General features: G+C 47.6%; 20 protein-coding genes. 18 read left to right on the top strand and 2 right to left on the bottom strand.

What is annotated here, in order from left to right:
* The first annotated feature begins 23 nt into the window (after positions 1-23).
* The 4 genes from serC to hemW all read left to right on the top strand — a co-directional run bounded on the left by serC (position 24) and on the right by hemW (position 4650).
* Positions 24-1094 carry a 3-phosphoserine/phosphohydroxythreonine transaminase gene (gene serC, locus Q9R25_RS05740; protein WP_196430886.1) on the top strand — a complete coding sequence of 357 codons (1071 nt, stop codon included), beginning with the start codon at positions 24-26 and terminating at the stop codon, positions 1092-1094.
* A complete protein-coding gene (locus Q9R25_RS05735) occupies positions 1072-2235 on the top strand; it encodes a phosphoglycerate dehydrogenase (protein WP_214781524.1) in 1164 nt (387 codons plus the stop codon). The genes serC and Q9R25_RS05735 overlap by 23 nt, the downstream gene beginning before the upstream one ends.
* An 11-nt stretch (positions 2236-2246) precedes the next feature.
* Positions 2247-3428, top strand: a complete 1182-nt coding sequence (locus Q9R25_RS05730) for a DUF1015 domain-containing protein (protein ID WP_196430884.1) — start codon at positions 2247-2249, stop codon at positions 3426-3428.
* A 67-nt stretch (positions 3429-3495) separates the two neighbouring features.
* Positions 3496-4650, top strand: coding sequence for a radical SAM family heme chaperone HemW (hemW, locus tag Q9R25_RS05725; protein WP_311282899.1), 1155 nt, complete (start codon positions 3496-3498; stop codon positions 4648-4650).
* A gap of 44 nt (positions 4651-4694) precedes the next feature.
* Here the strand turns inward: hemW and Q9R25_RS05720 are convergent, their stop codons facing one another.
* On the bottom strand, positions 4695-5300 hold the full coding sequence (locus tag Q9R25_RS05720; protein ID WP_311282898.1) for a DUF1054 domain-containing protein: 606 nt from the start codon (positions 5298-5300) through the stop codon (positions 4695-4697).
* Between the two features lie 199 nt (positions 5301-5499).
* Here Q9R25_RS05720 and hrcA point away from each other — a divergent pair, with 199 nt between their 5' ends.
* From hrcA to Q9R25_RS05690, 6 genes are all read left to right on the top strand, one after another.
* Entirely contained in the window at positions 5500-6522 is a 1023-nt protein-coding gene (gene hrcA, locus Q9R25_RS05715; protein ID WP_159562506.1) for a heat-inducible transcriptional repressor HrcA, read from the top strand.
* Positions 6523-6539: 17 nt separating this feature from the next.
* Complete coding sequence (gene grpE, locus Q9R25_RS05710) at positions 6540-7127, top strand: nucleotide exchange factor GrpE (protein ID WP_074036578.1); 588 nt, start codon at positions 6540-6542, stop codon at positions 7125-7127.
* 29 nt (positions 7128-7156) lie between these two features.
* A complete protein-coding gene (gene dnaK / locus Q9R25_RS05705) occupies positions 7157-8983 on the top strand; it encodes a molecular chaperone DnaK (protein ID WP_159562505.1) in 1827 nt (608 codons plus the stop codon).
* A gap of 110 nt (positions 8984-9093) precedes the next feature.
* Positions 9094-10200, top strand: coding sequence for a molecular chaperone DnaJ (dnaJ, locus tag Q9R25_RS05700; RefSeq protein ID WP_012726665.1), 1107 nt, complete (start codon positions 9094-9096; stop codon positions 10198-10200).
* Positions 10201-10218: 18 nt separating this feature from the next.
* On the top strand, positions 10219-11157 hold the full coding sequence (gene prmA, locus Q9R25_RS05695) for a 50S ribosomal protein L11 methyltransferase (protein WP_078147163.1): 939 nt from the start codon (positions 10219-10221) through the stop codon (positions 11155-11157).
* A gap of 3 nt (positions 11158-11160) precedes the next feature.
* A complete protein-coding gene (locus Q9R25_RS05690) occupies positions 11161-11910 on the top strand; it encodes a 16S rRNA (uracil(1498)-N(3))-methyltransferase (RefSeq protein WP_074036583.1) in 750 nt (249 codons plus the stop codon).
* Between the two features lie 47 nt (positions 11911-11957).
* On the opposite strand, the gene Q9R25_RS05685 is transcribed toward Q9R25_RS05690, so the two are convergent.
* Positions 11958-15614, bottom strand: a complete 3657-nt coding sequence (locus Q9R25_RS05685; RefSeq protein WP_311282897.1) for a S8 family serine peptidase — start codon at positions 15612-15614, stop codon at positions 11958-11960.
* Between the two features lie 308 nt (positions 15615-15922).
* Between Q9R25_RS05685 and Q9R25_RS05680 the strand changes: the two genes are divergently transcribed.
* The 8 genes from Q9R25_RS05680 (at position 15923) to Q9R25_RS05645 (ending at position 21576) form a co-directional block, all read left to right on the top strand.
* On the top strand, positions 15923-16546 hold the full coding sequence (locus tag Q9R25_RS05680; RefSeq protein ID WP_196430879.1) for a class I SAM-dependent methyltransferase: 624 nt from the start codon (positions 15923-15925) through the stop codon (positions 16544-16546).
* A 16-nt stretch (positions 16547-16562) separates the two neighbouring features.
* Entirely contained in the window at positions 16563-17030 is a 468-nt protein-coding gene (locus Q9R25_RS05675; RefSeq protein ID WP_074036589.1) for an S-ribosylhomocysteine lyase, read from the top strand.
* Position 17031: 1 nt separating this feature from the next.
* The gene (locus Q9R25_RS05670) at positions 17032-17970 is read left to right on the top strand and encodes a PLP-dependent cysteine synthase family protein (RefSeq protein WP_311282896.1); all 939 of its coding nucleotides are present in this window, start codon (positions 17032-17034) and stop codon (positions 17968-17970) included.
* The gene (locus Q9R25_RS05665) at positions 17936-19093 is read left to right on the top strand and encodes a bifunctional cystathionine gamma-lyase/homocysteine desulfhydrase (RefSeq protein WP_074036592.1); all 1158 of its coding nucleotides are present in this window, start codon (positions 17936-17938) and stop codon (positions 19091-19093) included. Before Q9R25_RS05670 ends, Q9R25_RS05665 begins: the two co-directional genes overlap by 35 nt.
* Before the next feature lie 107 nt (positions 19094-19200).
* A complete protein-coding gene (gene rarD / locus Q9R25_RS05660) occupies positions 19201-20079 on the top strand; it encodes an EamA family transporter RarD (protein ID WP_074036593.1) in 879 nt (292 codons plus the stop codon).
* Positions 20080-20158: 79 nt separating this feature from the next.
* On the top strand, positions 20159-20824 hold the full coding sequence (deoC, locus tag Q9R25_RS05655) for a deoxyribose-phosphate aldolase (protein ID WP_012726656.1): 666 nt from the start codon (positions 20159-20161) through the stop codon (positions 20822-20824).
* A 74-nt stretch (positions 20825-20898) separates the two neighbouring features.
* Positions 20899-21093, top strand: coding sequence for a 30S ribosomal protein S21 (gene rpsU, locus Q9R25_RS05650; protein ID WP_029334745.1), 195 nt, complete (start codon positions 20899-20901; stop codon positions 21091-21093).
* A 33-nt stretch (positions 21094-21126) separates the two neighbouring features.
* Positions 21127-21576 (top strand): GatB/YqeY domain-containing protein, encoded by a 450-nt coding sequence (locus Q9R25_RS05645; protein WP_074036596.1) that lies wholly within the window; start codon positions 21127-21129, stop codon positions 21574-21576.
* The last annotated feature ends 40 nt before the right edge of the window (positions 21577-21616 follow it).

The following is a 21616-nucleotide window of genomic DNA, read 5'->3' as shown; positions in this document are numbered from 1 at the left end:
CAGACTATAGAGGAGGAAACACCGTGTCGACGTATACATACTCTGCGGGTCCTGGCATGCTACCGACAGAAGTGATGCAAGAGATTCAACAACATCTTTTGACGTTTGAGTATGAAGGCGTTTCGATTATCGAAACGAGTCATCGCTCAGCGTCTTTCGAACGTGTGGTCGACTCTCTTGAATTGAGATTGAGAAGACTCATGCATATCCCTGAGAATTACGCTGTGCTTTGGCTACAAGGCGGTGCGACGTTACAATTTTCAATGATTCCGATGAATTTACGGAAGCGGAATCGATTCGCTTATGTGGATACGGGCATCTGGTCTAAAAAAGCGATGGAAGATGCGAAACACTTTGGAGAGGTCGATGTCATTCACCCATTGGTAGATGCGACGGGAAAGATGTCGTTTGAATCGAGCCTTGTCCAAGAGGTGGACTATCTCCATGTGACACTGAACAACACGATTGAAGGGACTCGATTTACACATCTCCCTGAAATCGATGTCCCGCTGATTGCAGATGCTTCCTCGAACATTCTAGCCGAGCAAATCGATGTGGAGCGCTTCGGGGTGATTTATGCCGGAGCCCAAAAGAATATCGGACCTGCAGGACTGACGGTCGTCATCATCCGTCGGGATTTGATTCAGTCGCTTGAGTTGCCGAGTTATCTTCAGTATGGGTCACATGTCGATACGTTATTCAATACACCATCGACCTTCAGCATGTATGTAGCAGAGCGTGTATTGAAGTGGGTGGAAGACCGCGGAGGCGTCGAAGCGATGGAACGATTGAATCATCAGAAAAGTGACAGGGTCTATTCCTATCTTGAAGAGTCGACCTGCTTTTCTCCAATTGTTTCGGGGGAATGTCGTTCATTGACGAACATCCCATTTACAACGGGAGATCAAGAGATGGATCGGCGATTTGAACGATACGCTTTAGAACGTGGATTGCTCGAACTCGGTGGTCATCGTTCGGTAGGGGGCTTACGTGCAAGTCTGTATAACGCGATGCCGCTAGAAGGGGCAGAACGCCTCGTCGACGTCATGAGAGCATTCGAGGAGGAAACCCATGTATCACATCAAAACATTTAATCAAATCGCTGCCGCTGGTCTGAAACGATTTGAGCCAAGCGAGTACGTCATCAATGCATCGGATCAAGCCGATGCTTGGGTACTGAGAAGTCATCAAGTCCACGAAGAGGATATCCCTCCCTATCTTCTCGCCATCGCTAGAGCAGGGGCCGGTGTCAACAACCTTCCGCTCGATAAACTTGCGAAGCGAGGAATCGTCGCGTTTCATACACCTGGTGCGAATGCGAATGCGGTGAAAGAACTCGTCCTTGCGAGCATGATCCTCTCGGTACGACCCATTGTGAAAGGACTCAATTGGGTGAATGAACAGACTATCGCATCGCAATCGCAATTAGAAGAAGCGATGGAAGTGCAAAAACGACAATTCCTCGGAGCGGAGTTGCGAGGCAAAAAAGTAGGGATTATCGGTCTAGGAGCCATCGGTGCGTCGCTAGCCAACGATCTTCTCCAGCTTGGGGTCGATGTTATCGGATACGATCCCCATCTCTCGGTTGATGCCGCCTGGAATATTTCGAAACACGTCACGCGTGCCAAACATTTAAGTGAGGTACTGGGAAATGTTGACTTATTGTCGATTCATATGCCTTTGACTGAGGAGACTCGATTCAGCATTGACCAGAGTTGGTTCGAACGGATGAAACCGGGGATGACTGTTTTGAACTTTGCGCGAGGAGAGCTCGTGAAAGATGATGACTTATTGAAGGCGTTGCATCATCATGTGGGACTGTATGTGACCGACTTCCCCCGTCACACGTTGATTGGTCATCCGCAAGTCATGGCACTGCCTCACCTCGGTGCATCGACTAAAGAATCGGAAGTTAATTGTGCCATTCAAGCAGTAGAGACGCTGAAGTTGTATCTCGAGACAGGGAATATTCGTTCGTCTGCTAATTTTCCGAACGTCGAGCTTCCTTACACCGGTAAACGCCGTCTTGGAATCTTGCATCGAAACGTCCCGAACATGGTCGGTCAAATCACGGGAGAACTTGCCTCACATGGATTGAATATCGATAACATGGTCAATCGTAGCCGCGGGGAGATGGCGTATACGTTGATTGATTTAGACAACAGCGAGCATGAACCGTTATCGATTCATGCGCTGTATGAAATACAGGGCGTCATTCGCGTCCGGGAATTTTAAGGAGGATCCTTATGGTAGTATTTAAACCGTTCAGCCCTTATATGCCAACGCATCCGGCACGTGTCGCCGCTGACCCGTATGATGTCGTATCGATTGAAGAAGCGCAAGCCGTCATTTCAGAAAATCCCGATTCCTTTTTAGCAGTGGATAAGCCAGAAGCGCTTCAATCTGACCTTTCCCTTGAGAAGTGGGGGGAGCTGGCGCGTCATGAGCTAGAACGTCTCTATGAAAAGGAATTGACGGAACGTCCGAACGGATTTTACGTCTATCGATTGACATCGGGACAACGTCAGCAAACGGGTCTAGTCGCCACCTTTTCAGTCGCGGATTATGAAGCCGGTCGCATCAAGATTCACGAACATACACGGGAAACGAAGGAGCGGGAACGTGTCGAGCATGTCCGGGCGACGCGAGCGCACACCGGTCCGATTCTACTCAGTCATCCTCCACATGCAAACTTGAAGCAAATCTTACATAAAGCGACTGACGGAGACCCGTTATTCTCGTTCACGGATGAACGAGGCGTCATGCATGAAGGATTCATGATTCCAAACCGTGAACTCGCTCGTGTCATGATGATTGGCGCGACCATCCCGTCGATCTACATTGCAGATGGACATCATCGTGCGAAAGCGGCAGCGGTCGTTTCCGGGATGAGTGGGGATCGTTCTCAAAAGAATGAACGTTCACACTTCTTAGGTGTCCTCTTCCCGAGTGACGAGTTGACAATCTTGCCGTATCATCGCGTGCTGACAGCGATAAGTCCTGAAGAGGTAGAGAATATGTTAGACGGACTCTCGTTTTCATACATAATCAAGGAGGAGGATCGTCTTGTCCTGCCGAATGAACATGGCGTCTTCGGAGTCGCCTATCGAGGGAAGTATTATAAGTTGACGAAACGGCAAGAAGACCCGGCGCTCGACGTTGCCATCTTACAACGAGATATACTAACGCCGTACTTCAACGTCGAGGATATTCGTACAGACGCGAGAGTCGATTTTGTCGGTGGGAACAAGACGGCCTCGGAATTAGAGAAGCTGACTAAAGTACCAGATCGATTGCTTTTCACGTGCCATGAGACAACGATGTCACAACTGATGCGCGTGGCGGATGATGGTGGCCAGATGCCTCCAAAATCAACCTGGTTCGAGCCGAAATTGAAGAGTGGTTTATTCATTCATCGATTCGATTGATGGCGCAGGCTGGAAAGAACAGACGAAAAGCGTTATAAATGGAATGAGAAGAAAGGGGTGGCCGAAATTGGCTAAAGCCGTATATCTTCACATTCCATTTTGTGAACATATTTGTTATTACTGTGATTTCAACAAGGTGTTTTTAAAAAATCAGCCTGTTGATGCTTATTTAGATGCATTAGAGCGAGAGATGGTATTGACGCTCGAGTCGTTTCCGACAGAGCGGATTGATACCATCTTTATCGGAGGCGGGACACCGACCGCGCTCAATGAGGAGCAGATGGCGCGCCTGATGGATATGGTCCGCCAACACCTTCTGCCACTCGCGTCAGATGACCTCGAATATTCTGTCGAAGCGAACCCGAACTTTGTGAGTGCGGAAAAGCTTGATACGATGAAAGCAGGTGGCGTCAACCGACTCAGTTTCGGTGTCCAGACGTTTGATGATGGTGGACTGGAGCGCATCGGCCGTACGCATCGTGCGGATGATGTGTTCGAGACGGTAAGTGAAGCGGCAAAACGCTTTGACAATATCTCGATTGACCTGATGTTTGGTCTTCCGGAACAAACACTTGAACAAATTGACCGTGATTTAGAGCTAGCGCTTAAATTACCGATTCAACATGTATCCTCTTATTCGTTGATTCTCGAACCGCATACCGTCTTTGCGATTCAAGATCGAAAAGGGAAGCTCCGTTTACCGGGAGAAGATGTCGAAGTCGAAATGTACTTGAAAGTGATGGAGACGCTTGAACGCCATGGTCTCCAACAATATGAGATCTCCAACTATGGCTTGCCTGGTCGGGAGAGCCGTCACAATCAAGTGTATTGGCGCAATGAAGAGTACTATGGATTCGGAGCCGGAGCGCATAGTTATTTGAATGGGACACGTCGCGCCAATATCGCTCCAATTCCTCACTATATTAAAGCAGAAGGCATCCCTGTGAAACGGGTGACCGAACTAGAAGAAGTGGAAAAGATGGAAGAAGAGTTATTCCTCGGCCTGCGTATGCGTTCCGGGGTCTCGCTTCAGACGTTTGAACAAAAGTACGGAGTGTCGCTCGATGATGTGTTCGGTCACGTCATCGAAGAGTTGGTGAAGAAGTCACTGATTGAACGGACGGACACACATATCCGTCTAACGGCATCCGGTTTGCCACTCGCCAATGAAGCCTTTGCAGCCTTTATTGGAGAAGCAAAACTTGAACATGCTGATTCATAAAAAAATGGACAAGTCCCTCGTGAGGATTTGTCCATTTTCTTATATTACAAGACGAGATCACGATAGAGCGGTGTAAGCCGACCGAACGTGTCTTCGACCAACGCGAGAAATGCGTCTTCATTTTGAAGAATCGACGCATCGGCAGGAAGTTGACGGCCGATCAAGAAATCAGCCTTTTTCACAGTGCCGAATCGCTCAAGTAGCGATTGAATGTCTTCAGTTGACGTATCTTCAACAAGAAACGCTTCTTTTTTCATATGGTCGCCCGCGATATGGAAATCAGAGAATGTTGATTTCAAATCGATTTGTTGCAGGTGTTTCGCGATTGCGTCTTTGTTCGGCATCTCATAGATGAACGCAAGCCAAATGAAGACACGATCGTCGAAGAGCCCAACTTGTAAGTGTGGATGTTTTTTGTACCCGCGTTTGTCGTGACAGATCGCCATCCACGTATCTTTAGGTGGGTTCACTGTCCGACGAGCGTGCTTCGCCACATGTAAATAAAGGGGGATACCGACATCAGCCTCAAGCCCTGGACCGACTTCGTCATAAATCCGATGGAAGAGCGGTTGAATATCCGAACGGATGCCAGACATTCGTTCGTCGAGTCCTTCTTGTTTAAATACATTAAATTGTTTTGTTGTAAACATGTAATCACCTCACGTTCTATCATAACGAAATGAGTTTTTATTTTCATTTCGTAGGTTTGCCAACTTGAAAAAAGGTGAAAAAATCCGAGTGTATGAATTGACAAATAGTGAGAACGTGATAATATTTGAAGTGTGATTAGCACTCGTTAAATATGAGTGCTAATAAAGCGGGGTAACTTTTTCAGAGAGGAGTGATGTTGTGCTGACAAATCGACAATTGCTCATTCTTCGAGCCATCATTGATGATTACATCCAGACGGCTCAGCCGGTCGGTTCGCGGACGTTGTCGAAACGGGACGATTTGACGTTTAGTTCAGCAACGATTCGGAATGATATGGCCGATTTGGAAGACATGGGGCTGATTGAAAAACCGCATACTTCTGCAGGTCGTATCCCGTCAGAGGTCGGCTATCGATATTATGTGGACCATCTCGTCGAGAAACAAATTATCGACGAACGGGAGACGGGTCGACTAGAAGAACGGTTAAAACAATCTTCAAAAGAGTCTGAAATCCTGATTCGACAAGCTGCAGATCTCCTTTCTGATTTGACCAATTATACGACGGTCGCCCTCGGTCCAAATAGCCAAATGGAAACGTTGGCCCGTGTGGACTTTATGCCATTAGACGAGCGGCGTGGTGTTGTTCTCATTGTCACGGATCAAGGTCATGTCGAGCATCGTACTGTCATGTTTGAATCGCGTGTCGCTCCAGACGTCATCGAGGAAACGATTCGACTACTGAACGACCGCCTTGTCGGAACGCCAATCGGACAATTGAAAATCCGTATCGGCGAAGAAGTTGCCAAATTGCAACTTGCTCAGCGACAGCAGTACGAGAACATGATGCAACTGATTCAATCAACGGTCGGAATACAGACGCCATCCTCACTCTATTTGGGTGGCAAGAAGAAAATCTTCAACCAACCCGAGTTTCAGACGCTCGACACGTTACGTCCATTCCTAGAATGGATTGATGAGCAAGAACGATTGACACACTGGCTCGAATCGTTGCCAAATCGCGAGATTTATGTGAGCATTGGGAGCGAGAACGGAATTGTCGCCCTTCAAAATTGTAGTGTCATCACCTCGGATTATACACTAGACGGAAAAACATTCGGTACAATCGCTATGATTGGTCCAACGCGTATGAATTACCGTCATGGTGTCCAAATGATGGGACAAATTATCGAAGCGTTGCGACGAACGAAACTAGATGAGTGACGGAAAGGAGTTTTACTATGACAGCAGATCACCAAAACGGGCATGAACAAGATGACGTGCTTGAAGAAAAATCTGTAGACTCGACACAAACTGAAGAGAATGAGTCGACTGAATCAAATGAAGATGAGGTTTTAAATGCTGAGATTGTGGAAGAAAGTTCTGAGGGGACGGACTTACAAAAAGAAATCGAAGCATTGAAAGCGAGCGAGCTTCGGATTCGTGCCGACTTTGACAACTTCCGTCGTCGGACGAACGAAGAGAACGCCAAACGCGTCAAGTTTGCTTCACAGTCTGTCATTGAAAAATTGATTCCGCTTATTGACAACTTTGAGCGTGCACTTCAAGTAAACGCAACTTCGGAGGATGCGAAGCAGATTCAATCAGGAGTCGATATGATTCATCGTCAACTGCTTGACGTATTAAATGCTGAGCAAGTCGAAGTGATTGAAGCAGTCGGACAGCCGTTCGACCCGAATTTCCATCAAGCAGTCATGCAAGAACCGAGCGATGAGTTCGAGTCAGGTATCGTGACGATGGAGCTTCAAAAAGGATATACGATGCACGGTCGAGTCATTCGCCCGAGCATGGTAAAAGTTGCAGAATAATACTACTTAACGAGACGGAGGAATAAACGATGGGTAAAATTATCGGTATTGACTTAGGGACAACAAACTCATGTGTGGCAGTAATGGAAGGTGGCGAAGCAGTCGTCATCTCGAACGCAGAAGGTAACCGTACGACTCCTTCGGTTGTTGCATTCAAAGGAGAAGAGCGTCAAGTAGGTGAGGTCGCGAAACGTCAGGCCATCACGAACCCGAATACAATCCAATCAATTAAACGTCACATGGGAACGTCACATACAGTCGACGTAGACGGCAAAAAATTCACACCACAAGAAATCTCGGCAATCATTTTGCAAAAGTTGAAGAAAGATGCTGAAGACTACCTCGGTGAAACAGTCACGGAAGCCGTCATCACAGTTCCTGCATACTTCAACGACGCGGAGCGTCAAGCGACAAAAGATGCTGGTAAGATTGCTGGTCTTGATGTCAAGCGAATCATTAACGAGCCAACAGCTGCGGCACTCGCTTACGGTCTTGATAAAGGCGAAGACCACACGATTTTGATTTATGACCTCGGTGGTGGTACGTTTGACGTTTCAATCCTTGAGCTTGGCGACGGAGTATTCGAAGTTGTCGCAACAGCTGGTGACAACCGTCTCGGTGGAGATGACTTCGACCAAAAAGTCATCGACTACCTCGTTGCAGAATTCAAAAAAGAAAATGGCATCGACCTCGGGAAAGATAAGATGGCACTTCAACGTTTGAAAGATGCAGCTGAAAAAGCGAAGAAAGACCTTTCAGGTGTGACAAGTGCACACATCAGCCTTCCGTTTATCACAGCAGGTGAAGCAGGTCCACTCCACTTGGAGATGACACTCACACGTGCGAAATTTGAAGAATTGACGGCTGACCTTGTCGAACGCACAATGGAACCGACGCGTCGTGCTTTAAAAGATGCAGGACTTACACCATCTGACCTCGACAAAATCATTCTCGTCGGTGGTTCGACACGTATCCCTGCTGTTCAAAAAGCAATCCACGACTTCACGAAGAAAGAGCCGTTCAAAGGGGTAAACCCGGATGAAGTCGTTGCACTTGGTGCAGCAATTCAAGGTGGAGTTCTTGCTGGAGACGTGAAAGACGTCGTTCTTCTCGACGTGACTCCACTCTCACTTGGAATCGAGACAATGGGTGGCGTGATGACGAAACTCATCGATCGCAACACGACAATCCCGACATCGAAATCACAAGTGTTCTCGACTGCAGCCGATAACCAGCCTGCTGTTGACATCCACGTCCTTCAAGGGGAACGTCCGATGGCACCAGACAACAAGACACTTGGTCGCTTCCAATTGACGGACATCCCACCAGCACCACGTGGTGTGCCGCAAATCGAAGTAAAATTCGATATCGATGCAAACGGAATCGTTCATGTATCGGCGAAAGACCTCGGTACGAACAAAGAACAATCGATCACAATCCAATCTTCTTCAGGTATCGATGAGGCGGAAATCGAGCGTATGGTGAAAGAAGCAGAAGCGAACGCAGAAGCAGATAACAAACGTAAAGAAGAAGCAGAACTTCGCAACGAAACAGACCAACTCGTCTTCGCGACAGACAAGGCAATCAAAGATCTTGGTGAGCAAGTAGAAGAGGCGGACAAAGAAAAAGCAGAAGCTGCGAAAGAAAAAGCGAAAACTGCTCTCGAAGGTTCAGACCTTGAGGCGATCCGTACAGCCAAAGACGAATTGTCAGCTGTCGTTCAAGAGTTGACGCAAAAAGTATATGCTAAAATGGCTGAACAGCAAGGTGCTGAAGGCGCAGAACCACAGGCGGAAGCGAAACAGGACGATAATGTCGTGGACGCAGAGTTTGAGGATCTCGACGACCGTAAATAAACAGCCGTTGTAAAGGAGAGCGCCAAAGCAGGTTTCTGCTTTGGCTCTTTCCATGTTAAGGTAGAATCGGTAAAATCGATACGTAGTTAGTGAGGATAGGAGCGAGAATAGTGGCGAAACGAGATTATTATGAAGTGCTCGGGCTCGACAAGTCGGCCTCAGCACAAGACATCAAGCGGGCATATCGAAAATTAGCCCGTCAATATCACCCGGACATCAACCAAGAAGCAGATGCTGCCGACAAGTTCAAAGAGATTGGTGAAGCGTATGAAGTACTCTCAGACGAACAGAAACGGGCCCAGTATGACCGATTCGGTTTCGAAGGGGCCAATCAGTTCGGCGGTGGAGGTGACTTCCAAGGCGGCTTCGGAGATATCTTTGACATGTTTTTTGGAGGCGGTGGGCGCCGTCAAGATCCGAATGCACCACGTCGCGGTGAAGACTACCAGTACGTCGTCGATCTCGACTTCATGGAAAGTGTCACAGGTAAAACAGAGACGATTGAACTCGAAATCGAAGTAGAATGTGACACGTGTATGGGAAGCGGAGCAAAACCGGGCACGAAACCGGAAACGTGTAACCGATGTGGCGGTAGCGGCGTCGAAACGGTCGAACAGAACACGATTCTCGGTCGTATGGTCAATCAGCGTCCATGTAGCCAGTGTCACGGAAGTGGTAAGACGATTAAAGAAAAATGTCCGACTTGCCATGGTTCAGGTCATGTGAAGAAGAAACAAACAGTCGAGGTCAAAATCCCAGCCGGTATCGATAACGGTCAACAGATTCGTCTCTCTGGTAAAGGTGGTCCAGGCGTGAACGGTGGTCCAGCAGGAGACTTATACGTCGTCGTTCGTGTCAGAGCACATGAGATCTTTGAACGTGTCGACCAACACATCGCAATGGATATGCCAATTACATTCGCCCAAGCTGCTCTCGGTGCGGAAATCGAAGTACCAACAGTTCACGGGAATGTGAGCTTGAAAGTACCTGCAGGGACACAAACCGGTTCGAAATTCCGTTTACGCGGTAAAGGAATGCCGAGTGTTCGTGGTGGTGCAAATGGTGACCAGTATGTCAGTGTCATCGTGATGACGCCGAAAAACATGACAGACCGTCAAAAAGAGTTACTGCGTGAATTTGAAGAAATTAGCGGAGAGTCCGGTGTCGAAGAGGAACATGGCATGTTCCAAAAAATGAAAAAGTTCTTTAGTCACTAAAAGGAGTGTGTACGAACGATGAAATGGTCTGAAATTTGTGTCCACACGACACAACTTGCGGTAGAAGCAGTATCCAATTTACTACACGAAGTGGGGGCACAAGGTGTCGTCATCGAGGACGTGGAAGATTTCGACAGAATGATGGCGGAGGACCATTTCGGAGAAATTTGGGACGTTTCGGATCGTGAAACGTATCCAACTTCTGGCGTACACGTCAAAGCGTATGTCCCGGCCTCAGGTGATTTTCAAGATTTACTTTCGAATCTTAAAAAAGAAATCGAACGACTTCGCACGATGCTCGACATCGGATCTGGAGACGTCACGGTCGCTGAAATCGATGAAGAGGACTGGGCACACTCTTGGAAGCAGTATTATAAGCCGGTAAAGATTTCGCAACAACTAACCATCGTTCCTTTATGGGAAGAGTACACCCCGCAGCCGGAAGAGAATGTGATTTTGCTTGACCCGGGTATGGCGTTTGGCACAGGAACGCATCCGACGACAATGCTCTGCATTCAAGCGATTGAGAACTACATTCAGGAAGGTGACCGTGTCATTGATGTCGGTACAGGATCGGGTGTATTGTCGATTGCAGCAGCAAAACTTGGTGCAACGAAGGTAAAGGCACTAGACTTAGACTCGGTCGCAGTCGAAGCTGCTCGTCAAAACGTTGAGACGAACGGAGTGGGCGAACTCGTTCAAGTGGACACAGGTGATCTTCTGAAAGGTGTGGAAGGCGAGTACGATTTAGTCGTAGCGAACATTCTTGCTGACGTCATTCTCCTTTTCATCGAAGACGCCTATGCACGTACGAAGTCAGGTGGGCGCTTCATCACCTCTGGAATTATCGGAGAGAAGCGGGCTGAAGTGACGAATGCTTTGGTCGCTGCTGGATTTGAGATTGAAGAGACGCGCGTGATGGAAGACTGGGTCGCGATTATCGCCAAGAAGGGGTAAGTTATGCAACGTTATTTTTTGACAAAAGAAGCCTTTAAAGGCGAAACGGTGACCCTTCCTTCAGATGTGGTCCACCACATCGGTACAGTCTTACGACAAGGTCCTGGATATGAGATGGTCCTGTTGGATGGTACAGGTGTTGAGTATGCCTGTGTCGTGACATCGCTTGAGAAGAAGAGCGGGGAAGCGAAAGTCACGTCATCGCGACAGGCGACGACTGAGTTGCCAATCGAGGTGACTTTGGCGTATGCACTCCCGAAAGGGGACAAAGTCGAGTTCGTCGCCCAAAAAGCGACGGAGCTTGGCGTCCACCATCTGTTGCTGTTCGAATCAGCGCGCTCTGTCGCCAAATGGGATGGAAAAAAAGCTCCGAAAAAAGTGGAGCGGATTCAAAAGATTATGCAAGAAGCGGCTGAACAATCCTATCGTGCCGTTGTACCGACGTGTTCCTACATCTCTCCGAAAGAGCTTCATCAGAAAATGGAGGGCTATGATGCCGTCATCATCGCGTATGAAGAGTCGGCAAAAGAAGGGGAACAGTCTGCTTTCGCACAACTGTTGACTCAACTGAAACCGAAACAACGCGTTCTCGTCATCACGGGACCTGAAGGTGGATTCGATATGAATGAAATCAATCAATGGACTCAGGCTGGAGCGACTGCATGTGCATTTGGACCACGCATTCTTCGGTCTGAAACGGCGCCGCTTTATGCATTATCTGCGATTTCTTTCGCGCTTGAACTCAACAAATGACATGAAAAACGGATGACCTGATTGAGGTCATCCGTTTTTTGTATCGCTTATTTTTTGTTAATTGTAATTACTTTTTTCGTGACGTTCCCGGCAAGGTCGGTCACTTCGAACGTGAAGGTATTCTTTCCTTTCGCTGTCACTGGAAGTGTGATTGTTCCCGTGCGTGAGAATGCACGCATCGCGTATGGTTCTTTCAACGTATAGTTCCATTTCAAGTCCCCGTTGACCCGAAGCTTGATTTCGTCGAAGTTATCCTTTACTTGAACTTTCACGTTTACAGACTTCTGTTTAGCCGATACGTTCTTCGGTACGTTTGTCACCGACAATGTTGCTTTCGTTGAGTCGACAAAGATTGGGCGGACGAAGTTCGTCACGTTCCCAGCAGTGTCTTCTGCGACAAAACGGACTTTGTGGAAACCATCCTTATATGTGCGTGTCGTATTGAACGTATATTGTTTCGCTGACGCGTCATATTTGAGTGGTACGTCGACCCCGTCTACCGTGAACGATGCGATTTCAGAGGCATCCTTGATTTGACCGATCAATGGAACGATGGATGTACCGTAAGGAGACAAGGCGAGTGGTGCATCGACAAAGATACCAGGTTTGGCCGCATCATTTTCTGTTGAAACATTTCGAGTGATCACGTTCCCGGCATTGTCTGACACACGAACTGAAAGCTGATCTGTAGTCTCGAGCGGCTGTTCAAGTGTGAAGTTCGCTGAAGCTTTCGCTTCTTTTGCCACGACTTTCCCGTTGATGAGGAATTCGATACCGTTGATTCCAGCAAAGTCATCCGACGCTTTGACGCTTGCTACGTTGTCGTCCCAACGAAGCGTGAAGCGTGGGTCTGTGTAATCTACTTTGACAGGAATGCGCATCGTTTGAGCTTGTTTCTTCATGTAATCGATGCTTGCTTCGATTTCATAGTAATATGTGCCTTTTGGCGCCATCTTCCCATTCAATTTTCCGTCCCAAGCGTTATCCGCTGCGTAATAGTAATAATCACCACTTCCGCCATCGAAGTAGTTCTTTCTCAATTCGTCTTCCACCTTGAGGGTGCGAAGGACGTTCCCTTTCTCATCTACGACGCGATATTTGATGTCTTTCGCATTGCGTAATAGCGAGAAGACTGGAGTAGCCGTATCTTTCGACCCGTCTCCGTCCGGTGAAATGGCAACCGCTTCGCTAGCCACAGATTCATCTAGTTTTTCACCTAAGTAGTTTCCTTCTGCATCCACCAATCCAGAGACGCCATAGAATGCGCCTTCTCCATAGATTGTCTCGTCAAAGATCGGCGCTTTGCCCCAATCCCCTTCAAATCCGACGATTGGAACGACGAGAGATGGATGACCGTCTGTACCGCGCGGATCAGTCAAACGAAGGAATCCGTCGACGAAATAGCCGTTCTCAAAGACAGATTTAGCGGATACAGTGCCTTCCAATGTTTCAGGATTCAACACTTTTGCTTTCGAGACATCGATTGAAACGTTAATTTCCTTCTTCTGTTTTGCTTTCAACGTGACTTTACTTGTGTTTGATCCGTTAATTTTAATGATCGCTTGTTGAAGTGCTTGCGCTTCCATCGCATTTTGAACGATTCCGTCTTTGTTTTTGACAGCGAGATCCGTTTGCAACGATGCGGCTACATCATAAGTTAACGATTCAGTCGACGTGTTCTCGACGACGATCGTGAACGATGCTTTGCTCTTCGACAACTCTTTTAAAGCGACTTTTGCTTCTTTTGTCGACTTCTCATATGCGACAGCAGGAGAGGTGACGGCTGCATGCAATTGCATGAGACCTGCTCCGGCCCGACGTGGTGAGTATGGGAGTGATTGTTTCAATTCTTGGTTATACGGTCCGATATCTGTGACAGGCTTCGACGTGTTGAGTAACAAGTTTTTCGCCATCGTGACACGTGCTTTTCCACTCAATTTGAAGTCACGGTCCACACGCTCAAGGACGAGGGCCGCCCCTCCGGCAACGTGTGGTGCTGCCATCGATGTTCCGCTCATCAACCCATATTGGTTATCGTTGAACGTAGAGAAAATTTGGCCACCTGGAGCAGAAAGCTCTGGCTTGAAGTCAAGGTTCGGTGTGACGCCCCACGATGTGAAATCAGACATCGCACCGGCTGAACGGTTATTGACACTGATGCGGTCACCGGCAAACGTCACTTGAAGCGAACCGTCTGCTAACTTGTCTTTCAGTTCATTCCCGTCCTGGATGCTGAGTGAAGCCATCGGAATTTGAGGTTGATCGAGAGCCATCGAGACATAATCGCCGTGCCCGACCGCACCACGTACGATGACACCTGCTGCGCCTTGCGCTTCAGCTGTTTTTTGGATCTGCGAGTAGAAGTAACCGCCGTCGCGAACAGCAAGGACGAGTTTTCCTTTTACGTCTTTTCCTTCATAATTCTCCGGTTGTCCGTCTCCGACATATACGATGTCGTATGTTCCTTCTTTGAAGGCAGGACCGTCTTGTTTCTTCCATCCAATCTTCTCATCACCGACTCTGAAAGCATCCAATTGAATTTGATCGTTCTCAAGAGAGGCGACCGATGTAGATGCTTGACTGACACTCGGCGCCCCAACGACGCCCGTATCTGGGTTTGAAGCAGTTGGCAAGTCAAATCCGTGACCGAAGTATGCGGAGTTCCCAGCAGAAATCGACATAAAGATGCCGTTGTCGACAGCACGTTGAACGGCTTGTTGCTCTGGAGAATCGGCATCGACGAAACCGGCTGTTGATCCGAGGCTCATGTTGATGACGTCAGCACCGAGTTTAATGGCATCATCAATTGCTTTGATGTAGATATCTCCATATGTAGACGCATAGTTCGGGTCGTTACTGAATACTTTCAATCCCAAAATTTGTGCTTCCGGTGCGACACCTTTGATCCCACCGTTTTCTAGGTCACCGTTTGCGGCAACTGTACCGGAAACGTGCTGTCCGTGCATTGAAGCGCCAGGTGAATCATCTTTGATGTCATCGTTCTCATCGTAGTAGTTATATGCGTATGGAACTTTCTCGTTGACGTATTCGCCTGGGAGACCGAACGATGTGATGGCTTGATTGACTTCTGATTGAGTCAACTCTGCCGTTTTAGCGTCGGTGATCTTATAATCCCGGTGCTCAGGGTCGATTCCAGAATCGATGACAGCGACGACAGTACCTTCTCCGGCAAATCCGTAATCTCCCCACGTTTGTTCGGCTTGAACCATGCCGTTACTCGTAATCATATCCGGTTTGACTTCAGGGCGCTCGTACTCGTTGACAATGTGAACGGTCGCCACTTCAGGCAATGCTTCGACTTTGGCGATTTCACTTGTAGATAAGAATGTAGAGAAGCCATTAAAGACGGTCGTGAACTCTTCAATCGGTGTAGCGGTTACGCCTTGTTTCTTCAAGGCAGACTTGGCACGTTTTTGCTCCGATTGAACAGATTGTTGTGCCTTATTTTGCTCTGATTTCGACAATTCATTAAATTTCTTCCCTTTTTGAGCGGCTTCGGCAATGGCAGGATCCCCGACGAGCTCTACAACGACCCGAACTTTTTTCTGTTTTTTCTCAAGAACCAATTTCGGTTTAACGGAAGCTTCTGCTGAAACAGAAGTTGTTCCAGCTTGAATCAGTGCAGGTGACAAGGCGATACATGTGGCGAGTGAAGCGTTTAAATAGATTTTTTTTCGTGACAACGTATGGACCCCCTAAAATTTGTTATTACCTGTAAAAAATAAAGCATAGACTTACATTGAGAATTATCATATCGCTATTCAGATAAAAAAGAGTGGATTTATTTGTAAAGTAGGTAAGTGTTTTTGCACAAATTTTAATGTTCTGACAATTACTAAAGACCTAACACATAAGACCTATATCCAATTGCATATGATGCGTGAATCTAGCGAATGACTTGAAATGAATAAAAAAACCTGTTAATGTAACGTTAAAGTTAAATACCAATAAAACATATCAAATTAGTAAGAATTAAGATTGGGGTAGCGATATGAACTTACCATTCATGGACATTTTTAAGGATTGGGCAAAGGATTATGATACGACGGTCGAGGGGCATGATGAGCAATATCACGAAGTGTTCATCGGATATGAGCAAATGCTCGATGAGGTTGCCCTACATGTCGAAGGAAGGGTACTTGAGTTTGGTGTCGGAACAGGAAACTTGAGCAGTCGAATTATAAAAGGGCATCCGTTGATTGCGATTGAACCGTCGCCGGAAATGCGGCAAATTGCTGTTGAAAAGTTGGGGATTGAAGTACTCGAAGGTGATTTTCTCCGATATCCGAAGTTATCACATGTAGATACGATCGTATCGTCATATGCTTTTCACCACTTGACAGATTCTGAAAAGGCCACGGCCATTGGTCGATATGTCGAAGACTGGGAACACCCGAAGTTCGTGTTGCTTGATACGATGTTTGAGTCACCAGCAGCTCGTCAGGACATCATCGATTGGGCGACTGCGAAAGGGTACTCGGACCTCGTCGAAGATTTAAATCGTGAATACTATCCATATACGTCAACGATTCGTTCCATGTTAGAAGAGAACGGATACAACGTGACGATGACGCAGAAAAACAAGTTTGTCTGGCTCGTAATAGCCACTAAATAACGAGGAGGAATTACTCATGAAAACATATAATGTTGAAAGTTTTAACTTGGATCATACGAAAGTAAAGGCGCCGTTTGTCCGTTTAGCTGGTGTGAAAGAAGGGACGGCTGACACGATTTATAAATACGATATTCGTTTCATTCAACCGAACGAAGGACTCATGCCGATGCGCGCGGTTCATTCACTTGAGCATTTGATTGCCGAGAACAGTCGCAATCATTCCGAAGACATTGTCGATATCTCACCGATGGGTTGCCAGACAGGTTTCTATTGGACAATGCTCAATGATGGGAACTACGAACGAATGCTTGACCTCGTGGAAGCGACGTTGCGTGATGCGATGAACGCTGAGGAATTGCCTGCGCAAAACCCTGTTCAATGTGGGAATGCGAACCATCATGATTTCGAAGGTGCCAAAAAATTAGCGGCAGACATGCTCGCAAAACGTGATGAATGGCATATCGTCTTCAAGGACGAGGCATAAGATGATTGTCCGTGACGTCTATGAACTCATCGGAGACACACCGCTTATTGAACTTCGAACGCTTCCTATACCAGCGAATGTCAAAGTGTACGGAAAGCTCGAGATGATGAATCCAGGTGGGAGTGTCAAAGACCGACTCGGGATGAATTTGATTGAACGGGCGATTGAGCGTGGCGATGTGGCACCTGGTGGAACGGTGATCGAACCGACAGCAGGCAATACGGGGATCGGGCTTGCGCTCGCTTGCCAACGATTCGGGATTCGCCTCATGACGGTCACTCCTGAAAAATTCAGTCAAGAGAAACAGGCATTGATGCGACTGCTCGGAGCAACAGTCGTCAACACGCCGACGGAACTCGGCATGAAGGGCGCAATCGCACATGCCATTGAGTTGGCTAAAGAACATGACGCCTATGTCCCAGAACAGTTCTCGAACCCGGATAACCCGGATGCTTACGTCGACATCCTTTCCCATGAGTTGTTGAAAGATGTGCCACAAATTGACGTATTTGTAGCGGGAGCGGGGTCAGGTGGAACATTCACCGGTGTCGCCAAATCATTAAAGCCACTTGGAACGAAAACTGTCGTCGTGGAGCCGGTCGGTTCCATTTTGAATGGCGGTGAACCAGGACCACATAAAACAGAAGGAATCGGCGTCGAAAAATGGCCACCATTTCTGGAGAAGTCTTACGTCGATGCGATTCATACCATTACAGATGAGGAAGCCTTCTACTACGTGGCACATTTAGCGAAACAGGAAGGTTTGCTCATCGGTAGTTCTTCAGGCGCTGCCATTGCAGCATGTGTAAAAGAAGCGAATCAATTGACGGAAGGCACGATTGTCACCATCTTGCCTGATAGCGCAGAACGATATTTAAGTCAAGGAATTGTCAAGGAGGCAGAACATGCGTACAAAGACAGCACTCATTCACGGCGGTAAAACGACGGACCCGTTGACAGGGGCCGTCACGCCACCGATTTATCAAACGAGCACGTATAAGCAAGACGGGATTGGCAACTTGCGAGAAGGGTACGAGTACTCACGATCAGCAAACCCGACTCGGACGGCATTAGAGACATTGATTGCCGACATCGAAGGCGGCGTGCAAGGATTTGCATTCGGATCTGGGATGGCAGCCATCTCTACGGTGCTTATGTTATTGAAATCTGGAGACCACGTCATCGTCGGGTCTGATGTATATGGAGGAACGTACCGTGTATTCAATCGAGTATTTCAGTCACGAGGCTTGGAAGCAACTTTTGTCGATACATCCGATGAAGCAGCGGTTCGGGATGCGCTTCAAGCGAACACGAAAATGATTTATGTCGAGACCCCGACAAATCCTCTCTTGAACGTGACGGACATTCGGGCGATGCGTACGATTGCCGATGAAGCAGATGTGTTACTCGTCGTGGACAATACGTTTATGACCCCTTACTTCCAAAATCCGATTGATCTTGGTGCAGACTACGTCCTTCACAGTGCCACGAAGTACTTAGGTGGACATAGTGACGTCGTAGCGGGACTTGTTGTCGCACGTACGGAAGAGCAGGGCGAGGCCTTGGCGTTCCTTCAAAACTCTGTTGGCGCAGTCCTTGGACCACAAGATAGCTTCCTTGTTGTACGGGGAATCAAGACGTTGGCTGTTCGGATGGAAGAGATTGAATCGAATGCACGAGCATTGGTTGAATTCCTTCAGTCGAACGAGTCTGTATCACGCGTGCTCCATCCAAGTGTATCCAGTGAGGAAGCGAAGCGGATTCATTTATCGCAGGCACGTGGATTCGGTGGGATGATCGCATTTGATGTCGGTTCAGCGGAAGCGGCAGAAATGATGGTAGCGAAGACGAAATACTTCACGCTCGCAGAAAGTTTAGGAGCGGTTGAGAGTTTGATCAGTGTTCCGGCACGCATGACACATGCCTCGATTCCAGCCGAACGCAGAGCGGAACTTGGCATCACCGATGGGCTCGTCCGTATTTCGGTCGGACTTGAGGACATTGATGACTTGATCGAAGACTTGGCACAAGCATTAACAGCAATTGAACAAGTGAAACAATAAACGGTCAGGGCGCGATTTCGCGCCTTTTTTTCATGAAACAAAAGTCTTGTATCGGGAGTCTTTCATCGACTAAACTGTCTTTAACTTGTAAGAGAGCGGGTGAACGTGTGAATAAGGGAGTATGGACGACAATCGGGGCGTACGTCATGTGGGGCGTCCTTCCGATTTATTGGAAATTTTTGCAAGAAGTACCGAGCGGTCAAATTTTAGCACATCGAATCGTTTGGTCATTTTTATTTATTCTGCTCGTTCTGAGATGGACAAATCAGTGGAAAGAGTTCGGTTACGCACTTCGACATCCGGCTACACGAAACGCATTCATGTTGAACGGATTCATCGTCAGTGCCAACTGGTTTGTATACATATGGGCTGTCAATCACGGATATATCATTGAAGCTTCTCTCGGGTACTACATCAATCCTCTCGTCAGTATGGTGTTAGGGGTGCTCGTCTTTCGGGAATCATTAAATCGAGTCCAATGGATGGCCGTTGGGATTGCATCAATTGGCGTCCTCGTCTTGACGTTAGGATACGGCACGTTCCCGTGGATTTCATTCGTATTGGCGAGTACGTTCGGATTCTATGGAATGGTGAAGAAACGACGTCCTCTTGCTTCTACGGTCAGCCTAGGAATTGAAACGCTGGCGGTGGTCCCGGTGGCATTGCTCTTCCTCGGAAATCAAGTTGTCACCGACAATATTGCGTATAACATGTCGCCTGTCATTTGGATCGCCCTTCTTGGAACGGGCGTGGTCACGGCGTTACCTCTTCTCCTATTTGGGTACGGGGCACAACATATCCCGTTCACGCTTGTCGGGTTTCTTCAATTTATCGCACCGACACTTAGCTTGATTATCGGGGTCGTCATGTACCATGAACCGTTCACGGCATACCATGTCTTTGCCTTCACCTGCATTTGGCTCGCTATTTTCTTCTTTAGTTGGAACAGTTGGGTCGTCGCTCGTAAACGTCGTCAGTTGATTTAGATTTGAAAGCTGTTACATCTCATCAAAACATGGTAATATGTTAGATGTCAGACTTATTTGTCAGAGGAGGAAATGAATCATGGAATTAGCCCGTTATATCGACCACACAGCTTTAAAGGCTGAAACAACAAAAGATCAAATTACAACACTTTGTGCAGAAGCGCTCGAATACAAATTCGCAAGCGTTTGTGTCAACCCGACATGGGTCAAATATGCAGCAGAACAACTCAAGTCAGATGATGATGTCAAAGTATGTACAGTCATCGGTTTCCCACTTGGTGCAAACACACCTGAGGTAAAAGCATTTGAAACAAAAGATGCGATTGCCAATGGAGCAGATGAAGTAGACATGGTCATCAACATCGCAGCACTCAAAGATGCTGACTACGATCTCGTAGAACGTGACATCCGTGCGGTTGTCGAAGCGGCAAACGGTACACTCGTCAAAGTCATCTTCGAAACATGCATGCTTACAAAAGAAGAAATCAAAAAAGCTGCCGAACTTTCAGTGAAAGCTGGAGCAGACTTCGTCAAAACATCGACTGGTTTCTCGACTGGTGGCGCGACAGTTGAAGACATTCGCCTCATGCGTGAGACGGTCGGACCTGACATCGGCGTAAAAGCTTCAGGTGGCGTCCGTGACTTCGAAGGTGCGAAAGCGATGATCGATGCTGGTGCGACACGTATCGGTGCTTCAGCAGGTATTGCGATTGTCACTGGTGGACGTTCAGACAGCGACTATTAATAAGTGGTTGACCACACGACTTAATTTCACTATAATATGATATGACGTGTGAAACACGTTTCCTTAGTCGTGTAATTCGGAGGGAGGGAAAACTAGTGGAAACTCGTGTCCGTAAAAACGAATCGCTTGAAGACGCTCTTCGTCGTTTCAAACGCGGTGTTTCGAAAGATGGCACACTTGCCGAAGTTCGTAAACGTCGTCACTACGAAAAGCCAAGCGTAAAACGTAAATTGAAATCAGAAGCTGCGCGTAAGCGTAAGAAATTCTGATTCCAGTTTCATTTGTAGAGAGGGTGTTGGCTCATGAGTCTTCAAGAACGCTTGACGGACGACATGAAGCAAGCCATGCGCGCGAAACAAAAGGATCGTCTTACGACAATCCGGATGGTCAAAGCGTCGCTCCAAAATGAGGCTATCAAACTAGGTCGTCAAGATCTTACCGAGGAAGAGGAACTCACGGTGCTCAACCGAGAGATGAAACAGCGCAGAGACTCCCTCCGAGAATTCGAAAGCGCTGGTCGTGAAGACCTTGCTTCCAAAGTAGCAGAAGAGATTGTCGTCCTAGAAGCCTATATGCCTGAACAACTTTCAGAAGATGAAGTGACCGCCATCGTCCAAGCAGCAATTGCTCAAACGAATGCAGCCGCTCCATCAGATATGGGTAAGGTGATGGGCGTCGTCATGCCGCAAGTCAAAGGCAAGGCAGACGGTGGTCTTGTGAACCGAATCGTCAAACAACAGTTGACGAATTGATGAAAAAAGCAGTTACTTTTCGGGAAACCGAAAGTTTCTG

It is taken from the genome of Exiguobacterium sp. BG5(2022) (genome assembly GCF_031844365.1).
Classification (GTDB): Bacteria; Bacillota; Bacilli; order Exiguobacteriales; family Exiguobacteriaceae; genus Exiguobacterium; species Exiguobacterium profundum.
Note: the sequence above shows the minus strand (reverse complement) of the source record. Positions and strands in the feature narration are given on the sequence as shown.